Raw genomic sequence first — 16,500 nt, 5'->3', positions numbered from 1 at the left:
TACATTGAAAGAGGCTTAAAGTGGCTCGTACAACCCCTATCGAGCGCTACCGCAACATCGGTATTAGCGCTCACATCGACGCAGGTAAGACCACGACGACCGAGCGCATTTTGTTCTACACCGGTGTGAACCACAAAATCGGTGAAGTGCACGATGGCGCCGCGACGATGGACTGGATGGAGCAGGAACAAGAGCGTGGCATTACGATTACGTCGGCTGCCACGACCTGCTTCTGGTCCGGCATGGCGAACAATTACCAAAAGCACCGCATCAACATCATCGACACCCCGGGTCACGTCGACTTCACGATTGAAGTCGAGCGCTCGATGCGTGTTCTCGATGGCGCGTGCATGGTGTATTGCGCTGTGGGTGGCGTGCAGCCCCAGTCGGAAACCGTTTGGCGTCAGGCCAACAAGTACGGCGTGCCGCGTCTGGCGTTCGTCAACAAGATGGACCGTACCGGCGCGAACTTCTTCAAGGTCTACGACCAACTGAAGAACCGTCTGAAGGCCAACCCGGTGCCGGTGGTGGTGCCGATCGGCGCCGAAGAAAGCTTCAAGGGCGTGGTCGACCTCATCAAGATGAAGGCGATCATTTGGGACGAAGCGTCGCAAGGCATGAAGTTCGACTACGTCGATATTCCGGCCGAGCTGCAAGCGGAAGCCCAGAAGTGGCGCGAAGGCATGGTTGAGGCCGCTGCCGAGTCGAGCGAAGACCTGATGAACAAGTACCTGGAAGAGGGCGACCTCTCCGAGGCTGAAATCATCAACGGTCTGCGCACGCGTACCATCGCTTGCGAAATTCAGCCGATGCTGTGCGGTACCGCGTTCAAGAACAAGGGTGTGCAGCGTATGCTGGACGCCGTGATCGACTTCCTGCCGTCGCCGGTCGACATTCCGCCGGTCAAGGGCACGGACGACAAGGAGCAGCCGGTCGAGCGCCGTGCGTCGGACGATGAGAAGTTCTCGTCGCTGGCGTTCAAGATCATGACCGACCCGTTCGTTGGCCAGCTGATCTTCTTCCGCGTCTACTCGGGCGTTGTGAACAAGGGCGACACGCTGCTGAACTCGGTCAAGGGCAAGAAGGAACGCCTGGGCCGTATCGTGCAGATGCACGCGAACCAGCGCGAAGAAATCGACGAAGTGCGCGCAGGCGACATCGCCGCAGCCGTCGGTTTGAAGGATGCGACCACGGGTGACACGCTGTGCGACCCGACCGCCCCGATCGTGCTCGAGCGCATGGTGTTCCCGGAGCCGGTGATTTCGCAGGCTGTCGAGCCGAAGACCAAGGTCGACCAGGAAAAGATGGGCCTCGCCCTGAACCGCCTGGCGCAGGAAGATCCGTCGTTCCGCGTGCAAACCGATGAAGAATCGGGTCAGACCATCATTTCGGGGATGGGCGAGCTCCACCTCGAAATTCTGGTTGACCGTATGAAGCGCGAATTCGGCGTGGAAGCCAACATCGGCGCACCGCAAGTGGCCTACCGCGAAACCATTCGCAAGTCGGCAGCGGACGTCGAAGGCAAGTTCGTCAAGCAGTCGGGCGGTCGCGGCCAATTCGGTCACGCGGTCATCACGCTGGAGCCGAACGAGCAAGGCAAGGGCTACGAGTTCCTGGACGAGATCAAGGGCGGTGTCATTCCTCGCGAATACATTCCGGCGGTCGACAAGGGTATTCAAGACACCCTCAAGAACGGTGTTCTGGCTGGCTTCCCGGTCGTGGACGTCAAGGTTCGCCTGACGTTCGGTTCGTACCACGATGTGGACTCGAACGAAAACGCGTTCCGCATGGCCGGTTCGATGGCTTTCAAGGAAGCTATGCGCCGCGCCAACCCGGTCATTCTCGAGGCGATGATGGCCGTGGAAGTGGAAACGCCGGAAGACTACATGGGTAACGTGATGGGCGACTTGTCGAGCCGTCGCGGCATTATCCAGGGCATGGACGACATGGTCGGCGGCGGCAAGATCGTGCGCGCTGAAGTTCCGCTGTCGGAAATGTTCGGCTACTCGACGTCGCTGCGTTCGGCCACGCAAGGCCGCGCCACGTACACGATGGAGTTCAAGCACTACGCTGAAGCTCCGAAGAACGTGAGCGAAGGCATCATCAGCGCCAAGAACAAGTAATTGATTTGGTGGGTGACCGCATCATGCGATGCGGCACCCTACTCACTGTTTAATCGTCTATTCAGTATCTGAGGATTCGGAAATGGCAAAGGAAAAATTCACGCGGAATAAGCCGCACGTGAACGTTGGCACCATCGGTCACGTTGACCACGGCAAGACCACGCTGACGGCTGCTATCGCAACGGTTCTGTCGACGAAGTTCGGCGGCGAAGCCAAGAACTACGCTGACATCGACGCAGCACCGGAAGAAAAGGCACGCGGTATTACCATCAACACCGCACACATCGAGTACGAAACGGCTGCGCGCCACTACGCACACGTTGACTGCCCGGGCCACGCCGACTACGTCAAGAACATGATTACCGGTGCTGCCCAGATGGACGGCGCTATCCTGGTTTGCTCGGCTGCTGACGGCCCGATGCCGCAAACGCGTGAGCACATCCTGTTGGCCCGTCAGGTTGGCGTGCCGTACATCATCGTGTTCCTGAACAAGTGCGACATGGTCGACGACGCCGAGCTGCTCGAGCTGGTCGAAATGGAAGTTCGCGAACTCCTGTCGAAGTACGAGTTCCCGGGCGACGACCTGCCGATCATCCAGGGTTCGGCCAAGCTGGCGCTGGAAGGCGACAAGGGCCCGCTGGGCGAAGAAGCCATCATGAAGCTGGCTGACGCCCTCGACACGTACATCCCGACGCCGGAGCGCGCCATTGACGGCACGTTCCTGATGCCGGTGGAAGACGTGTTCTCGATCTCGGGTCGCGGTACCGTGGTGACCGGTCGTATCGAGCGCGGCATCATCAAGGTCGGCGAAGAAATCGAAATCGTCGGTATCGCCATGGACGGCGACAAGCCGAAGATCGACAAGACGACCTGCACGGGCGTCGAAATGTTCCGCAAGCTGCTCGACCAAGGTCAGGCTGGCGACAACGTCGGTATTCTGCTGCGCGGCACGAAGCGTGAAGAAGTTCAGCGTGGTCAGGTTCTGGCCAAGCCGGGCACGATCAAGCCGCACCGCAAGTTCTCGGGCGAGGTCTACATCCTGTCGAAGGACGAAGGCGGCCGTCATACCCCGTTCTTCAACAACTATCGCCCGCAGTTCTACTTCCGTACGACGGACGTGACTGGCTCGATCGCCCTGCCGGAAGGCAAGGAAATGGTCATGCCGGGCGACAACGTGTCGATCAAGGTTGAGCTGATTCAGCCGATCGCCATGGAAGAAGGTCTGCGTTTTGCAATCCGCGAAGGTGGCCGTACCGTCGGCGCCGGCGTGGTTGCCAAGATTGAAGACTAATTGCGGATTCGATGAGACGGGTGCCGGGACTGCCGGCGCCTGTTTCTCTAAGTCTGTTTGCTCTTTGTGATTTACCCGGCACCCGAACGAGGGCTGCCATGCTCTTTGGAGAATTTCCATGCAGAACCAGAAAATCCGCATTCGCCTGAAGGCTTTCGACTACCGCCTGATCGACCAGTCGGCCGCCGAAATCGTTGAAACCGCCAAGCGCACCGGCGCGATCGTCAAGGGCCCGGTGCCCCTGCCGACGCGCATCGAGCGTTTCGACATCCTGCGTTCGCCGCACGTCAACAAGACGTCGCGTGACCAGCTCGAGATCCGCACGCACCAGCGCCTGATGGACATCGTCGATCCGACGGACAAGACCGTCGACGCGTTGATGAAGCTGGATCTGCCGGCTGGCGTCGACGTCGAGATCAAGCTGCAGTAAGGCTTGCGAGCGACTTTGCTCTTGAAAGCCCCGCCAATGCTGGACCGGCGGGGCTTTGTTATGCGATTTAGCAACACTTGTCAAGCGATAAAAGTCCGTCTATAATGGCGGGCTCAAGTGTAGTTTTGAAAAGATGGCCCACATCCGTGGACCATCCTTTTGTCATTTAGCCCCGGCCAATCGCAGTCGGGAATGGAGAAAATCATGAGCCTTGGCCTTGTCGGTCGCAAGGTTGGCATGACGCGTATTTTCACGGACGACGGCGATTCGATTCCCGTCACCGTGCTCGACGTGTCTAACAACCGCGTGACGCAAATCAAGACGGATGAAACGGACGGCTACACCGCCGTTCAAGTCACTTTCGGCAATCGCCGCGCTACGCGCGTCGTTAAGGCCGCCGCCGGTCACTTCGCGAAAGCGGGTGTCGAAGCCGGTGAAATCCTCAAGGAATTCCGCGTTGACGCTGCCAAAGCTGCTGAACTGCAGCCGGGCGCAGTCGTTGGCGTCGATCTGTTCCAGGTAGGCCAGAAGGTCGACGTGCAAGGCGTGTCGATCGGTAAGGGCTACGCCGGTACCATCAAGCGCTACAACTTCGCTTCGGGCCGCGCATCGCACGGTAACTCGCGTTCGCACAACGTGCCGGGCTCGATCGGTATGGCGCAGGATCCGGGTCGTGTGTTCCCGGGCAAGCGCATGACGGGTCACCTGGGCGATGTCACCACGACGGTGCAGAATCTCGAAATCGCGCGCATTGACGCTGAGCGTAACCTGATCTTCGTGAAGGGTGCCGTTCCGGGCGCTAACGAAGGCAAGGTTTTCGTGACCTCGGCAGTCAAGGCCAAACTCGCGAAGGGAGCGTAACAATGGAACTGAAGCTCCTGAATGAGCAAGGTCAGGAAGGCGCTGCTGTCAACGCGTCGGACGTCGTGTTCGGCCGTGACTACAACGAAGCGCTGATCCATCAGGTTGTGGTGGCTTATCAAGCCAACGCCCGTAGCGGCAATCGTGCGCAGAAGGACCGTGAACAGGTCAAGCACACGACCAAGAAGCCGTGGCGTCAGAAGGGTACGGGCCGCGCTCGTGCCGGTATGTCGTCGAGCCCGCTGTGGCGCGGCGGTGGCCGTATCTTCCCGAATTCGCCGGAAGAGAACTTCACCCACAAAGTCAACAAGAAGATGTACCGCGCCGGTGTGTGCTCGATTCTGTCGCAGCTCGCCCGTGAAGGTCGTCTGTCGGTCGTCGAGGACATCAAGCTGGATGCTCCGAAGACCAAACTGCTCGCTGACAAGGTCAAGGCCATGGGTCTTGACTCGGTGCTGCTGATCACGGATAGCGTGGACGAGAACTTGTTCCTGGCCTCGCGCAATCTGGCTCACGTTGCCGTCACCGAGCCGCGTTTCGCCGACCCGCTGTCGCTCATCTACTTCAAGAAGGTGCTGCTGACGAAGGGCGCGATCGCCAAGATTGAGGAGATGCTGTCATGAGCGACGTGCGTAAAAACGACCATCGTCTGTACCAGGTCCTGCTCGCGCCGGTGATCTCCGAAAAGGCGACGCTGGTGGCTGACAAGAATGAACAAGTGGTGTTCCAAGTTGCACGCGACGCGAACAAGCAAGAAGTGAAGGCTGCAGTTGAGCTTCTCTTCAAGGTGGAAGTCGAGTCGGTGCAAATCCTGAACCGCAAGGGCAAGCAAAAGCGCTTTGGCCGCTTCATGGGTCGTCGCGACCACGAGAAGAAGGCTTACGTGAGCTTGAAGCCGGGTCAGGAAATCAATTTTGAAGCGGAGGCCAAGTAATCATGGCACTCGTCAAAACGAAACCGACGTCGCCGGGCCGCCGTTCGCTGGTCAAGGTCGTCAACAAGGATCTGCATAAGGGCAAGCCGTTCGCCCCGTTGCTCGATACCAAGAGCAAGACCGCTGGCCGTAATAACAACGGTCACATCACCACCCGTCATATGGGTGGCGGTCACAAGCAGCACTACCGTATCGTCGACTTCCGTCGCAACAAGGACGGCATCACGGCGAAGGTTGAGCGTCTGGAATACGATCCGAACCGCAGCGCGAACATCGCTCTGCTGTGCTACGCCGATGGCGAGCGTCGTTACATCCTGGCACCGAAGGGTCTGACCGTCGGTCAGCAACTCGTGAGCGGCTCGGAAGCGCCGATCAAGGCCGGTAACACGCTGCCGATCCGTAACATTCCGGTCGGTACCACGATTCACGGCATCGAGCTGCAACCGGGCAAGGGCGCGCAAATCGCCCGTGCTGCTGGTACCTCGGCAATGCTGCTGGCTCGCGAAGGCACGTACGCTCAAGTGCGTCTGCGTTCGGGTGAAGTTCGTCGCGTGCACATCGAGTGCCGCGCCACCATCGGTGAAGTCGGTAACGAAGAGCACAGCCTGCGCCAACTCGGCAAGGCCGGTGCAAAGCGTTGGCGCGGTATTCGCCCGACCGTTCGCGGTGTGGCGATGAACCCGGTGGATCACCCGCATGGTGGTGGTGAAGGTCGTACGGCTGCTGGTCGTCATCCGGTCAGCCCGTGGGGTCAGCATACCAAGGGTAAGCGTACCCGCTCGACCAAGCGCACCGACAGCATGATCGTTCAGCGTCGCAAGAAGCGTTAATTGGAGCTAGCAAATGACTCGTTCTGTTAAAAAAGGTCCGTTTTGCGACGCTCATCTGCTGAAGAAAGTGGAAGCGGCAGCTGCATCGCGTGACAAAAAGCCGATCAAGACCTGGTCGCGTCGTTCGACCGTCCTGCCCGATTTCATCGGCCTGACGATCGCCGTGCATAACGGCCGTCAGCACGTGCCGGTGTACGTGACGGAAAACATGGTCGGCCACAAGCTGGGTGAGTTCGCACTTACCCGTACCTTCAAGGGCCATGCGGCCGACAAGAAGGCGAAGAAATAAGGGGCCGATCATGGAAGTGAAAGCAATTCATCGCGGTGCCCGTATCTCGGCGCAGAAGACGCGTCTGGTCGCTGACCAGATTCGTGGCCTGCCGCTGGAGCGTGCACTCAATGTCCTGACCTTCTCGCCGAAGAAGGCCGCGGTCATCATCAAGAAGGTGCTCGAGTCGGCTATCGCCAACGCCGAGCACAATGAAGGTGCTGACATCGACGAACTGCGCGTCAAGGGCATTTTTGTCGACAAGGGCACCTCGCTCAAGCGTTTCACGGCGCGTGCAAAAGGCCGTGGTAACAAGATCGAGAAGCAAACCTGTCACATCACTGTGACGCTGGGCAACTAAGGGGTCACGATGGGACAGAAAATTCATCCGACTGGCTTCCGTCTGGCTGTCAGTCGTAACTGGGCTTCGCGTTGGTACGCCAACAATCAGAATTTCGCGCAGATGCTGAAGGAAGACATCGGCGTTCGCGAATATCTGAAGAAGAAGCTGAAGAACGCTTCGGTTGGCCGTGTCATCATCGAACGTCCGGCAAAGAACGCTCGTATTACGATTTTCAGCTCGCGTCCGGGCGTTGTGATCGGTAAGAAGGGCGAGGACATCGAAATCCTCAAGGCCGAGCTGCAAAAGCGCATGGGCGTGCCCGTGCATGTGAACATCGAGGAAATCCGCAAGCCGGAAACCGATGCGCAGCTCATCGCTGATTCGATCGCTCAGCAGCTCGAGCGCCGTATCATGTTCCGTCGCGCAATGAAGCGTGCGATGCAGAACGCGATGCGTCTGGGTGCCCAAGGCATCAAGATCATGAGCGCCGGCCGTCTGAACGGTATCGAAATCGCCCGTACCGAGTGGTACCGCGAAGGCCGTGTGCCCCTGCACACGCTGCGCGCTGACATCGACTACGCAACTGCGGAAGCGAAGACGACGTACGGCATCATCGGTATCAAGGTGTGGGTGTACAAGGGTGACACGCTGGGCCGCAACGACGCTCCGGTGGCTGAAGAGCCGGCCGAAGAAAAGCGTCCGCGCCGCAACGCGCGTCCGGGCGACCGTCGCCCCCGTCGTGACGACGCTGGCGATAAGGCCGGTGCGAAGCGCGGTGGTGCACGCCGTCCGGCTGGCAAGCCTGAAGGCGACGCCAAGACTGGAGAATAATCATGCTGCAACCGAAACGCAGAAAGTATCGCAAAGAGCAGAAGGGCCGTAACACTGGCGTCGCCACCCGTGGCAACGAAGTGTCGTTCGGCGAATTCGGCCTGAAGGCGGTCGGTCGTGGTCGTCTGACGGCTCGTCAAATCGAAGCCGCGCGTCGTGCCATGACCCGCCACATCAAGCGCGGTGGTCGTATCTGGATCCGTATTTTCCCGGACAAGCCGATCTCGCAAAAGCCGGCAGAAGTGCGTATGGGTAACGGTAAGGGTAACCCGGAGTACTACGTCGCCGAGATTCAACCGGGCAAGATGCTGTACGAAATGGACGGTGTGGATGAAGCGCTGGCACGCGAGGCGTTCCGCCTGGCTGCTGCCAAGCTGCCGATTCAGACGACGTTCTTCGTACGTCGCCTTGGCGCCTGAGGGGAGAATTTGAAATGAAAGCATCCGAACTTCGTGCCAAGGATGTCGACGGCCTGAACAAGGAACTGTCGGATCTGCTGAAGGCCCAATTCGGTCTTCGCATGCAAGCGGGCACCCAACAGCTGAGCAACACCAGCCAGCTGAAGAAGGTGCGCAAGGACATCGCGCGTGTGCGTACCGTGTTGACTGAGAAGGCGAGCCAGAAATGAACGATACCGCTAAGACCTCGCTGAAGCGTACCCTCGTGGGTAAAGTTATCAGCGACAAGATGGACAAGACGGTTACCGTGCTGGTCGAGCGTCAAATGAAGCACCCGCTCTACGGCAAGTACATCGTGCGTTCGAAGAAGTACCACGCGCACGATGAGACCAACCAGATCAAGGAAGGCGATACGGTCGAGATTCAAGAAACTCGTCCGCTGTCGAAGACCAAGGCCTGGACGGTCTCCCGTCTCGTGGAAGCCGCCCGTATCATCTAAGGTGAGCTGAAGCGAAGGCTTGACTTGCAAGTCCGGAATTATCATTGTATAATTCCGGACTTTCCGCTTCTTTCGCTAAAACCGGTCTTTGGTTTCGCAAGGGAGTGGATGGCTTCCGAAGCCGATTCGTATCCTCTACGGGTCAGGTCAAGGTAGCAAGGTTGTCCACTTTTGAACGACTCAACCCAAACGGCACCCTTTGGTGCTGACGGGGACCAAGACTGACCGACGCGTATGTGTCGGATTAAGTTGGGAAGATAACACCATGATTCAAACTGAAACCCGGCTCGAAGTAGCCGACAACACCGGTGCGCGTGAAGTGATGTGCATCAAGGTGCTGGGCGGCTCCAAGCGTCGCTACGCCGGCATTGGCGACATCATCAAGGTCAGCGTGAAGGATGCTGCCCCGCGTGGTCGCGTCAAGAAGGGCGAAATCTACAATGCAGTGGTCGTGCGTACCGCCAAGGGCGTGCGTCGCCAGGACGGCTCGCTGGTCAAATTCGACGGCAACGCCGCCGTGCTGCTTAATACCAAGCTCGAGCCGATCGGCACCCGTATCTTCGGGCCGGTTACGCGTGAACTGCGTACCGAACGCTTCATGAAGATCGTGTCGCTGGCCCCGGAAGTGCTGTAAGGAGCCGACACATGAACAAGATTCGCAAGGGTGACCAGGTCATCGTGCTGACGGGTAAGGACAAGGCCAAGCGTGGCACGGTCCTGGCCGTTGATGGCGACAAGTTGGTCGTCGAGGGCGTGAACGTTGCTAAGAAGCACGTCAAGCCGAACCCGATGAAGGGCACGCAAGGTGGCGTGGTCGACAAAACGATGCCGATCCACGTTTCGAACGTGGCGCTGGTGGATGCCAATGGCAAGCCGTCGCGCGTGGGCATCAAGGTCGAAGACGGCAAGAAGGTCCGCTTCCTCAAGACGACCGGTGCTACGGTCGTCGGTGCCTAATCGCAGGGAGTATAGATAATGGCCCGTTTGCAAGAATTCTATAAGGACAAAGTTGTCGCCGAGCTGACTAAGCAGTTCGGTTACAAGTCTGTCATGGAAGTGCCGCGCATCACCAAGATCACCCTGAACATGGGCCTTGGTCAAGCCGTTGCTGACAAGAAGATCATTGAGCACGCCGTTGGCGACCTGACGAAGATTGCCGGTCAAAAGCCGGTGGTGACGAAGGCTCGCAAGGCTATCGCCGGTTTCAAGATCCGCGAAGGTTACCCGATCGGTACGATGGTGACGCTGCGCGGTGAGCGTATGTTCGAATTCCTGGATCGTTTCATCACCGTGGCTCTGCCGCGCGTGCGTGACTTCCGTGGTATTTCGGGTCGTGCGTTCGACGGTCGTGGCAACTACAACATCGGTGTGAAAGAGCAGATCATTTTCCCCGAAATCGAGTACGACAAAATCGACGCGCTGCGTGGTCTGAACATCAGCATCACCACGACCGCGAAGACTGACGAAGAAGCCAAGGCTCTTCTGTCGGCGTTCAAATTCCCGTTCCGTAACTGAGGTAATCGTGGCTAAACTGGCACTTATCGAACGCGAAAAGAAACGCGCCCGTCTGGCGCAGAAATTTTCTGCCAAGCGCGCCGCCCTCAAAGCGACCATCGAAGACACCAGCAAGTCGGAAGACGAGCGTTATGAAGCACGCCTGGCGCTGCAACAGCTGCCGCGTAACGCCAACCCGACGCGTCAACGCAATCGTTGCGACCTGACCGGCCGTCCGCGCGGTACCTTCCGCAAATTCGGCCTGGCCCGTAACAAGATCCGTGAAATCGCCTTCCGTGGCGAAATCCCGGGCGTGACCAAAGCAAGCTGGTAATAGGAGAAGCACCATGAGCATGAGCGATCCTATCGCCGATATGCTGACTCGCATCCGCAACGCTCAGATGGTTGAGAAGGCATCGGTGAAGATGCCCTCGTCCAAGCTGAAGGTCTCGATCGCCAAGGTCCTCAAGGACGAAGGCTATATCGAAGACTTCGCGGTTGAAGCAGAAGAAACGAAGCCGGTGCTGAACATCGCACTGAAGTACTACGCTGGCCGTCCTGTGATTGAGCGCCTCGAGCGCGTGTCGCGTCCGGGTCTGCGTGTGTACAAGAGCCGCAACGACATCCCGCAGGTCATGAACGGCCTGGGCGTTGCTATCGTCTCGACCCCGAAGGGCGTGATGACCGATCGCAAAGCACGCGCCACCGGCGTGGGCGGCGAAGTCATCTGCTACGTGGCCTAACCGAGGAGAGTAGAAATGTCTCGAGTAGGTAAGAGTCCCATTGCACTGCCGAAGGGCGTTGAAGCAACGCTGGCTGGCAATGTGCTGACGATCAAGGGCGCCCTGGGTTCGTTGACCCGCGGCATCAACCCGCTTGTGATCGTCAAGATCGAAGACGGCACCGTCACCTTCGCCCCGGCCGATGAAAGCCGCGAAGCGAATGCGCTGTACGGTACGGAACGTGCGCTGGTCAACAATATGGTGACCGGCGTGAGCAAGGGTTTCGAAAAGAAGCTGCAACTCGTTGGCGTGGGTTACCGTGCCAAGGCTGAAGGTAACAACCTGAAGCTCGAGCTGGGTTTCTCGCACGATGTTGTGCATGCCATGCCGGAAGGCGTGAAGGCCGAGACCCCGACGCAGACGGAGATCATCATCAAAGGCGTTGATAAGCAACGCATCGGACAAGTGGCTGCGGAAGTTCGCGGTTACCGTCCGCCCGAGCCCTACAAGGGTAAGGGCGTCCGCTATGCGGACGAGGTGGTGATCCTCAAGGAAACCAAGAAGAAGTAAGGGTGCGAAACATGGACAAGAAACAATCACGTGTGCGCCGCGCTCGCCAGACTCGTATCAAGCTGGCAGCTCAGAAGGTGCATCGCCTTTCCGTGCATCGCACCAACGTGCACATTTACGCGCAAGTTTTCTCGGAAGACGGCACGCAAGTGCTGGCCAGCGCTTCGACGCTGGAAGCCGAAGTGCGCAAGGAACTGGGCGACAAGGAAGGCAAGGGTGGCAACGCTGCCGCTGCAGCGCTGATCGGCCGTCGTATCGCCGAAAAGGCGAAGGCTGCCGGCATCGAAAGCGTTGCTTTCGACCGCTCGGGCTTCCGCTATCACGGTCGCGTTAAGGCTCTTGCCGACGCTGCCCGTGAAGCCGGCCTCAAGTTCTAAGTAAGGATCCGTCATGGCAAAGATGCAAGCGAAAGTTCAGGCTGACGAACGCGACGACGGCCTTCGCGAGAAGATGATCGCGGTCAACCGTGTCACGAAGGTTGTGAAGGGTGGCCGTATTCTCGGTTTTGCCGCGTTGACCGTGGTTGGTGACGGCGATGGCCGCATCGGCATGGGCAAGGGCAAGGCGAAGGAAGTCCCCGTTGCCGTTCAAAAGGCAATGGAACAAGCCCGCCGCAATATGTTCAAGGTGCCCCTGAAGAACGGCACCCTGCAACACAACGTTCTCGGCCAGCATGGCGCCTCGCGCGTCCTGATGTCGCCGGCGAAGGACGGTACCGGTGTTATCGCCGGTGGCCCGATGCGCGCGGTGTTCGAGGTGATGGGCGTGACCAACGTGGTGACGAAGAGCCTTGGCTCGACGAACCCGTACAACCTGGTCCGCGCCACGCTCGACGGCCTGAAGAAACAATCGACTCCTGCTGACATCGCCGCCAAGCGTGGCAAGTCGGTGGAAGAGATCCTCGGCTAAGGGTGATCAATATGTCGCAGCAAACTGTGAAAGTTAAGCTGGTCAAGAGCCTGATCGGTACGCGTGAAGAACACCGCGCGACCGTCAAGGGCCTGGGCCTGCGTCGCCTCAATTCGGTCAGCGAGTTGCAGGATACGCCCGCTGTGCGGGGCATGATCAACAAGGTCTCGTACCTTGTGAAGATCGTCGACTGAGCGAGGGCAAAATGGAATTGAATTCGATTAAGCCGGCAGAAGGCGCCAAGCACGCCAAGCGCCGCGTTGGCCGTGGCATCGGTTCGGGGCTGGGTAAAACCGCCGGCCGTGGTCACAAGGGTCAGAAGTCGCGTTCGGGCGGCTTCCACAAGGTGGGCTTCGAAGGCGGTCAAATGCCGCTGCAACGTCGTCTGCCGAAGCGTGGTTTCAAGTCGCTGACGCGTCGTTTCGTGGGCGAAGTTCGCCTGGCCGACCTGAACAACCTGCCGGTCGACGAGATCGATCTGCTGGTTCTGAAGCAGGCTGGTCTGGTGAGCGAGCTGTCGCTGTCGGCCAAGATCATCGCCTCGGGCGAGATCACCCGCAAAGTCGTTGTGAAGGGTCTGGGCGTCACCAAGGGTGCGCTCACCGCCATTCAAGCGGCTGGCGGTTCGGTTGCAGAGTAAGTTAGGTCACCCCGGAGCCAGCATTGGCCAAGTCTCCTAATCTCGCTAAGCCTGGTACGCAGGGCCCGAAGTATGCGGATCTGCGTCGGCGGCTGGTTTTCCTGCTGCTGGCGCTGATTGTCTACCGTATTGGTGCGCATATCCCGGTGCCGGGCATCGACCCCGATCAGCTGGCGCAGTTGTTCCAGCGCCAGTCGGGCGGGATCCTGGGCATGTTCAACATGTTCTCGGGCGGTGCGTTGTCGCGTTTCACGATCTTCGCACTGGGGATCATGCCGTATATTTCGGCATCGATCATCATGCAGCTGTTGGCGATGGTTTCGCCTCAGTTGGAAGCATTGCGTAAGGAAGGCCAGGCCGGACAGCGCAAGATCACGCAGTACACCCGGTATTTCACGGTGGTGCTCGCGCTCTTCCAGGCAGCAGCGATCGCGGTGACGTTGGAAAGCGAGCCGGGGCTCGTCGTCGATCCGGGCATGTTGTTCCGCCTGACGACGGTGATCACGCTCGTGACCGGCACGATGTTCCTGATGTGGCTCGGTGAGCAAATCACTGAACGCGGTCTCGGTAACGGTATCTCGATCATCATCTTCGGTGGTATCGCGGCCGGTTTGCCGAATGCTGTGGGCGGTTTGTTCGAGCTTGTCGGTACGGGTTCGATTGGTCCGTTCTCGGCCATCGTGATCTGTGCCCTCGTGGTGCTCGTGACGTTCTTCGTCGTGTTCGTCGAACGTGGTCAGCGCAAGATCCTTGTGAACTACGCCAAGCGTCAGGTCGGCAACAAGGTGTACGGCGGTCAGGCTTCGCACCTGCCGCTCAAGCTGAACATGGCAGGCGTGATTCCGCCGATCTTTGCATCGTCGATCATCCTGTTCCCGGCAACGATCGCGAATTGGTTTGGTGCGGGTGATAACGCGCGCTGGCTCAAGGATATCGCGGCGAAGTTGTCGCCGGGTCAGCCGATCTACGTGATGCTCTACGCACTGGCGATCGTGTTCTTCTGCTTCTTCTACACCGCTCTGGTGTTTAACAGCAAGGAGACCGCCGAGAACCTGAAGAAGAGCGGTGCGTTTGTTCCGGGGATTCGTCCGGGCGACCAGACGGCGCGGTATATCGACAAGATCCTGACGCGCCTCACACTGGCCGGCGCAGCTTACGTCACCTTGGTGTGTTTGCTGCCTGAGTTCCTGGTGTTGCGTTGGAATGTCCCGTTCTACTTCGGTGGAACCTCACTGCTGATTATCGTGGTGGTGACAATGGACTTCATGGCGCAAGTGCAGTCGTATGTGATGTCGCAACAATATGAGTCGCTGCTCCGTAAGGCGAATTTCAAGGGCGGCAATAACATGACGCTTCGCTGATCCTGGATCATGTCGAAAGACGACGTTATTCAAATGCAGGGTGAGGTCCTTGAAAACCTCCCCAATGCCACCTTCCGGGTAAAGCTGGAAAATGGCCATGTAGTACTCGGACATATTTCCGGCAAGATGCGGATGCATTACATCCGCATCCTTCCCGGAGATAAGGTGACGGTAGAGTTGACGCCCTACGATCTGTCGCGTGCGCGGATCGTCTTCCGGGCGAAGTGATTAGAGAGAGGGAATTGTCATGAAAGTTTTGGCATCTGTTAAGTGCATCTGCCGCAATTGCAAGTTTGTGAAGCGCAAAGGCGTGCTGCGCGTGATCTGCAGTTCGGATCCGCGCCACAAGCAACGTCAGGGCTAATCGGCCTTTAACGCTATTTAGTTGGGGAATTACGAATGGCTCGTATCGCAGGGGTTAACATCCCGAACCACCAGCACACCGCTATCGGCCTGACGGCTATTTACGGTGTCGGCCGCACGCGCGCTCGCCAGATTTGCGAAGCCGCTGGTGTGCCGTTCTCGAAGAAGGTCAAGGACCTCGACGACGCTGATCTCGAAAAGCTGCGTGATCAAGTCGGTCAACTGACGGTCGAGGGCGACCTGCGCCGTGAAGTGACCATGAACATCAAGCGCCTGATGGATCTGGGCTGCTATCGTGGTATGCGTCACCGCAAGGGCTTGCCGCTTCGCGGTCAGCGTACCCGTACCAATGCGCGTACCCGCAAGGGCCCGCGTAAGGCCGGCGTCTCGCTGAAGAAGTAACCAGAGGATAGGAAACTCATGGCTAAGCAACAGAACAACGCCGCTTCGCAGCGCGTTCGCAAGAAGGTCAAGAAGAGCGTTGCAGAAGGCGTCGTGCACGTCCACGCTTCGTTCAACAACACCATCATCACGATCACCGATCGTCAGGGCAATGCGCTGGCATGGGCGACGTCGGGTGGCCAGGGCTTCAAGGGTTCGCGTAAGTCGACCCCGTTCGCTGCCCAGGTTGCTGCTGAGTCGGCTGGCCGCGTGGCACTGGAATACGGCGTGAAGAACCTGGAAGTTCGCATCAAGGGCCCGGGCCCGGGTCGCGAATCGGCGGTTCGCGCGCTGAATGCGCTGGGTATCAAAATCACGGCCATCTCGGACGTGACGCCGGTCCCGCACAACGGCTGCCGCCCGCCGAAGCGTCGTCGTATCTAAGACGCTTCAGAATCCTGCTATAATCGCGGGTTCGCGCACGGTCTCGGCCGTGCGCGAAGCAATTTCTAAGACCACCGTCCGGTACATTGGTACCGGACTTGCGTAGTGGACAAAGTTCGCTGCGTCAAATTTTGAGATAAAGGAACAACCGTGGCACGTTATATCGGCCCGAAGGCCAAACTCTCCCGCCGTGAAGGTACTGACCTCTTCCTGAAGAGCGCACGCCGCTCGCTCGCCGACAAGTGCAAGCTGGATAGCAAGCCGGGTCAGCATGGCCGCACCTCGGGTGCTCGTACGTCGGACTACGGCAACCAACTGCGCGAAAAGCAGAAGGTCAAGCGTATTTACGGCGTGCTCGAGCGTCAGTTCCGTCGTTATTTCGCGGAAGCCGACCGTCTCAAGGGCAACACGGGTGAAAACCTGCTGCAGGTTCTCGAGTCGCGCCTGGACAACGTCGTGTACCGCATGGGCTTTGGTTCGACGCGCGCCGAAGCGCGCCAGCTGGTCGGCCATAAGGCGATCGTGCTGAACGGTGTTGTCGCCAACATCCCGTCGATCAAGGTCAAGGCCGGTGACGTGATCACCGTGCGCGAAAAGGCCAAGAAGCAAGTGCGTATTCAAGAATCGCTGTCGCTGGCTGAGCAAGTCGGTTTCCCGATCTGGGTTTCGGTTGACGCCAAGAAGATGGAAGGCACTTTCAAGGCACTGCCGGAACGTAGCGATATCGCGGGCGACATCAACGAAAGCCTGATCGTCGAATTGTATTCGCGTTAATCCGTATGCTGACGCGCCTCACGGCGCGTTTTGC

At 58.7% G+C, this 16,500-nt stretch carries 29 protein-coding genes; all 29 read left to right on the top strand.

Annotated elements, in window-relative coordinates:
* Positions 1-20 precede the first annotated feature (20 nt).
* Positions 21-2,123 (top strand): elongation factor G, encoded by a 2,103-nt coding sequence (fusA, locus tag PBR20603_RS19675; RefSeq protein ID WP_150561153.1) that lies wholly within the window; start codon positions 21-23, stop codon positions 2,121-2,123.
* A gap of 82 nt (positions 2,124-2,205) precedes the next feature.
* On the top strand, positions 2,206-3,414 hold the full coding sequence (gene tuf, locus PBR20603_RS19670) for an elongation factor Tu (protein WP_150561152.1): 1,209 nt from the start codon (positions 2,206-2,208) through the stop codon (positions 3,412-3,414).
* Positions 3,415-3,532: 118 nt separating this feature from the next.
* Complete coding sequence (gene rpsJ / locus PBR20603_RS19665; protein WP_010804138.1) at positions 3,533-3,844, top strand: 30S ribosomal protein S10; 312 nt, start codon at positions 3,533-3,535, stop codon at positions 3,842-3,844.
* 204 nt (positions 3,845-4,048) lie between these two features.
* Entirely contained in the window at positions 4,049-4,705 is a 657-nt protein-coding gene (rplC, locus tag PBR20603_RS19660; RefSeq protein ID WP_010804137.1) for a 50S ribosomal protein L3, read from the top strand.
* Positions 4,706-4,707: 2 nt separating this feature from the next.
* Entirely contained in the window at positions 4,708-5,328 is a 621-nt protein-coding gene (gene rplD, locus PBR20603_RS19655) for a 50S ribosomal protein L4 (protein ID WP_042113423.1), read from the top strand.
* Complete coding sequence (rplW, locus tag PBR20603_RS19650) at positions 5,325-5,639, top strand: 50S ribosomal protein L23 (RefSeq protein WP_010804135.1); 315 nt, start codon at positions 5,325-5,327, stop codon at positions 5,637-5,639. The genes rplD and rplW overlap by 4 nt, the downstream gene beginning before the upstream one ends.
* 2 nt (positions 5,640-5,641) lie before the next feature.
* Positions 5,642-6,469 carry a 50S ribosomal protein L2 gene (gene rplB, locus PBR20603_RS19645; protein WP_039374943.1) on the top strand — a complete coding sequence of 276 codons (828 nt, stop codon included), beginning with the start codon at positions 5,642-5,644 and terminating at the stop codon, positions 6,467-6,469.
* 13 nt (positions 6,470-6,482) lie between these two features.
* A complete protein-coding gene (gene rpsS, locus PBR20603_RS19640; RefSeq protein WP_010804133.1) occupies positions 6,483-6,758 on the top strand; it encodes a 30S ribosomal protein S19 in 276 nt (91 codons plus the stop codon).
* A gap of 7 nt (positions 6,759-6,765) precedes the next feature.
* Positions 6,766-7,098: a 50S ribosomal protein L22 gene (gene rplV / locus PBR20603_RS19635; RefSeq protein WP_199065170.1), complete on the top strand. Its 333-nt coding sequence runs from the start codon at positions 6,766-6,768 to the stop codon at positions 7,096-7,098.
* 9 nt (positions 7,099-7,107) lie between these two features.
* Positions 7,108-7,911 carry a 30S ribosomal protein S3 gene (rpsC, locus tag PBR20603_RS19630; RefSeq protein ID WP_150561151.1) on the top strand — a complete coding sequence of 268 codons (804 nt, stop codon included), beginning with the start codon at positions 7,108-7,110 and terminating at the stop codon, positions 7,909-7,911.
* A gap of 2 nt (positions 7,912-7,913) precedes the next feature.
* Positions 7,914-8,330 (top strand): 50S ribosomal protein L16, encoded by a 417-nt coding sequence (gene rplP, locus PBR20603_RS19625; RefSeq protein WP_010804130.1) that lies wholly within the window; start codon positions 7,914-7,916, stop codon positions 8,328-8,330.
* 14 nt (positions 8,331-8,344) lie between these two features.
* A complete protein-coding gene (gene rpmC / locus PBR20603_RS19620; protein ID WP_010804129.1) occupies positions 8,345-8,539 on the top strand; it encodes a 50S ribosomal protein L29 in 195 nt (64 codons plus the stop codon).
* Positions 8,536-8,808 (top strand): 30S ribosomal protein S17, encoded by a 273-nt coding sequence (gene rpsQ, locus PBR20603_RS19615; RefSeq protein ID WP_150561150.1) that lies wholly within the window; start codon positions 8,536-8,538, stop codon positions 8,806-8,808. The genes rpmC and rpsQ overlap by 4 nt, the downstream gene beginning before the upstream one ends.
* A gap of 265 nt (positions 8,809-9,073) precedes the next feature.
* On the top strand, positions 9,074-9,442 hold the full coding sequence (rplN, locus tag PBR20603_RS19610; RefSeq protein WP_010804127.1) for a 50S ribosomal protein L14: 369 nt from the start codon (positions 9,074-9,076) through the stop codon (positions 9,440-9,442).
* Between the two features lie 11 nt (positions 9,443-9,453).
* The gene (gene rplX / locus PBR20603_RS19605) at positions 9,454-9,765 is read left to right on the top strand and encodes a 50S ribosomal protein L24 (RefSeq protein ID WP_010804126.1); all 312 of its coding nucleotides are present in this window, start codon (positions 9,454-9,456) and stop codon (positions 9,763-9,765) included.
* Positions 9,766-9,783: 18 nt separating this feature from the next.
* On the top strand, positions 9,784-10,323 hold the full coding sequence (rplE, locus tag PBR20603_RS19600) for a 50S ribosomal protein L5 (protein WP_010804125.1): 540 nt from the start codon (positions 9,784-9,786) through the stop codon (positions 10,321-10,323).
* 7 nt (positions 10,324-10,330) lie between these two features.
* Complete coding sequence (rpsN, locus tag PBR20603_RS19595) at positions 10,331-10,636, top strand: 30S ribosomal protein S14 (RefSeq protein WP_017235792.1); 306 nt, start codon at positions 10,331-10,333, stop codon at positions 10,634-10,636.
* A 13-nt stretch (positions 10,637-10,649) separates the two neighbouring features.
* Positions 10,650-11,045, top strand: a complete 396-nt coding sequence (gene rpsH / locus PBR20603_RS19590; protein ID WP_010804123.1) for a 30S ribosomal protein S8 — start codon at positions 10,650-10,652, stop codon at positions 11,043-11,045.
* A 15-nt stretch (positions 11,046-11,060) separates the two neighbouring features.
* A complete protein-coding gene (rplF, locus tag PBR20603_RS19585; protein ID WP_010804122.1) occupies positions 11,061-11,594 on the top strand; it encodes a 50S ribosomal protein L6 in 534 nt (177 codons plus the stop codon).
* Positions 11,595-11,605: 11 nt separating this feature from the next.
* On the top strand, positions 11,606-11,971 hold the full coding sequence (gene rplR / locus PBR20603_RS19580) for a 50S ribosomal protein L18 (protein ID WP_010804121.1): 366 nt from the start codon (positions 11,606-11,608) through the stop codon (positions 11,969-11,971).
* A 13-nt stretch (positions 11,972-11,984) separates the two neighbouring features.
* On the top strand, positions 11,985-12,503 hold the full coding sequence (gene rpsE / locus PBR20603_RS19575) for a 30S ribosomal protein S5 (protein ID WP_010804120.1): 519 nt from the start codon (positions 11,985-11,987) through the stop codon (positions 12,501-12,503).
* Positions 12,504-12,514: 11 nt separating this feature from the next.
* Positions 12,515-12,697 (top strand): 50S ribosomal protein L30, encoded by a 183-nt coding sequence (gene rpmD, locus PBR20603_RS19570; RefSeq protein WP_010804119.1) that lies wholly within the window; start codon positions 12,515-12,517, stop codon positions 12,695-12,697.
* 11 nt (positions 12,698-12,708) lie between these two features.
* A complete protein-coding gene (gene rplO / locus PBR20603_RS19565) occupies positions 12,709-13,143 on the top strand; it encodes a 50S ribosomal protein L15 (RefSeq protein WP_010804118.1) in 435 nt (144 codons plus the stop codon).
* A gap of 23 nt (positions 13,144-13,166) precedes the next feature.
* Positions 13,167-14,504, top strand: coding sequence for a preprotein translocase subunit SecY (gene secY / locus PBR20603_RS19560; protein ID WP_010804117.1), 1,338 nt, complete (start codon positions 13,167-13,169; stop codon positions 14,502-14,504).
* Between the two features lie 9 nt (positions 14,505-14,513).
* Positions 14,514-14,732, top strand: coding sequence for a translation initiation factor IF-1 (gene infA, locus PBR20603_RS19555; RefSeq protein WP_010804116.1), 219 nt, complete (start codon positions 14,514-14,516; stop codon positions 14,730-14,732).
* A gap of 19 nt (positions 14,733-14,751) precedes the next feature.
* Positions 14,752-14,868: a 50S ribosomal protein L36 gene (gene rpmJ / locus PBR20603_RS19550; RefSeq protein WP_010804115.1), complete on the top strand. Its 117-nt coding sequence runs from the start codon at positions 14,752-14,754 to the stop codon at positions 14,866-14,868.
* A 35-nt stretch (positions 14,869-14,903) separates the two neighbouring features.
* Complete coding sequence (gene rpsM, locus PBR20603_RS19545; RefSeq protein WP_010804114.1) at positions 14,904-15,269, top strand: 30S ribosomal protein S13; 366 nt, start codon at positions 14,904-14,906, stop codon at positions 15,267-15,269.
* An 18-nt stretch (positions 15,270-15,287) separates the two neighbouring features.
* Positions 15,288-15,692, top strand: a complete 405-nt coding sequence (gene rpsK / locus PBR20603_RS19540) for a 30S ribosomal protein S11 (protein ID WP_010804113.1) — start codon at positions 15,288-15,290, stop codon at positions 15,690-15,692.
* A 150-nt stretch (positions 15,693-15,842) separates the two neighbouring features.
* Complete coding sequence (gene rpsD / locus PBR20603_RS19535) at positions 15,843-16,466, top strand: 30S ribosomal protein S4 (protein ID WP_042113418.1); 624 nt, start codon at positions 15,843-15,845, stop codon at positions 16,464-16,466.
* Positions 16,467-16,500: the final 34 nt, after the last annotated feature.

It is taken from the genome of Pandoraea bronchicola, from assembly GCF_902459805.1.
In the GTDB taxonomy this organism is placed as follows: Bacteria; Pseudomonadota; Gammaproteobacteria; order Burkholderiales; family Burkholderiaceae; genus Pandoraea; species Pandoraea bronchicola.
The sequence above is the reverse complement of the archived record's forward strand: the minus strand, read 5'-3'. Positions and strand labels throughout refer to the sequence as shown.

Excerpts from the sequence above, each read along its gene's own strand:
- rpsE (WP_010804120.1), top strand. The coding sequence starts at position 11,985 with ATGGCAAAGATGCAAGCGAAAGTTCAGGCTGACGAACGCGACGACGGC.
- rplB (WP_039374943.1), top strand. The coding sequence starts at position 5,642 with ATGGCACTCGTCAAAACGAAACCGACGTCGCCGGGCCGCCGTTCGCTG.
- rplE (WP_010804125.1), top strand. The coding sequence starts at position 9,784 with ATGGCCCGTTTGCAAGAATTCTATAAGGACAAAGTTGTCGCCGAGCTG.
- rplF (WP_010804122.1), top strand. The coding sequence starts at position 11,061 with ATGTCTCGAGTAGGTAAGAGTCCCATTGCACTGCCGAAGGGCGTTGAA.
- rpmD (WP_010804119.1), top strand. The coding sequence starts at position 12,515 with ATGTCGCAGCAAACTGTGAAAGTTAAGCTGGTCAAGAGCCTGATCGGT.
- rpsK (WP_010804113.1), top strand. The coding sequence starts at position 15,288 with ATGGCTAAGCAACAGAACAACGCCGCTTCGCAGCGCGTTCGCAAGAAG.
- rplO (WP_010804118.1), top strand. The coding sequence starts at position 12,709 with ATGGAATTGAATTCGATTAAGCCGGCAGAAGGCGCCAAGCACGCCAAG.
- rplW (WP_010804135.1), top strand. The coding sequence starts at position 5,325 with ATGAGCGACGTGCGTAAAAACGACCATCGTCTGTACCAGGTCCTGCTC.
- rplX (WP_010804126.1), top strand. The coding sequence starts at position 9,454 with ATGAACAAGATTCGCAAGGGTGACCAGGTCATCGTGCTGACGGGTAAG.
- rplP (WP_010804130.1), top strand. The coding sequence starts at position 7,914 with ATGCTGCAACCGAAACGCAGAAAGTATCGCAAAGAGCAGAAGGGCCGT.
- rplD (WP_042113423.1), top strand. The coding sequence starts at position 4,708 with ATGGAACTGAAGCTCCTGAATGAGCAAGGTCAGGAAGGCGCTGCTGTC.
- rplR (WP_010804121.1), top strand. The coding sequence starts at position 11,606 with ATGGACAAGAAACAATCACGTGTGCGCCGCGCTCGCCAGACTCGTATC.
- rpsS (WP_010804133.1), top strand. The coding sequence starts at position 6,483 with ATGACTCGTTCTGTTAAAAAAGGTCCGTTTTGCGACGCTCATCTGCTG.
- rpmC (WP_010804129.1), top strand. The coding sequence starts at position 8,345 with ATGAAAGCATCCGAACTTCGTGCCAAGGATGTCGACGGCCTGAACAAG.
- rpsH (WP_010804123.1), top strand. The coding sequence starts at position 10,650 with ATGAGCATGAGCGATCCTATCGCCGATATGCTGACTCGCATCCGCAAC.
- rplC (WP_010804137.1), top strand. The coding sequence starts at position 4,049 with ATGAGCCTTGGCCTTGTCGGTCGCAAGGTTGGCATGACGCGTATTTTC.
- infA (WP_010804116.1), top strand. The coding sequence starts at position 14,514 with ATGTCGAAAGACGACGTTATTCAAATGCAGGGTGAGGTCCTTGAAAAC.
- tuf (WP_150561152.1), top strand. The coding sequence starts at position 2,206 with ATGGCAAAGGAAAAATTCACGCGGAATAAGCCGCACGTGAACGTTGGC.
- rpmJ (WP_010804115.1), top strand. The coding sequence starts at position 14,752 with ATGAAAGTTTTGGCATCTGTTAAGTGCATCTGCCGCAATTGCAAGTTT.
- rpsM (WP_010804114.1), top strand. The coding sequence starts at position 14,904 with ATGGCTCGTATCGCAGGGGTTAACATCCCGAACCACCAGCACACCGCT.
- rpsC (WP_150561151.1), top strand. The coding sequence starts at position 7,108 with ATGGGACAGAAAATTCATCCGACTGGCTTCCGTCTGGCTGTCAGTCGT.
- rpsQ (WP_150561150.1), top strand. The coding sequence starts at position 8,536 with ATGAACGATACCGCTAAGACCTCGCTGAAGCGTACCCTCGTGGGTAAA.
- rpsJ (WP_010804138.1), top strand. The coding sequence starts at position 3,533 with ATGCAGAACCAGAAAATCCGCATTCGCCTGAAGGCTTTCGACTACCGC.
- rplN (WP_010804127.1), top strand. The coding sequence starts at position 9,074 with ATGATTCAAACTGAAACCCGGCTCGAAGTAGCCGACAACACCGGTGCG.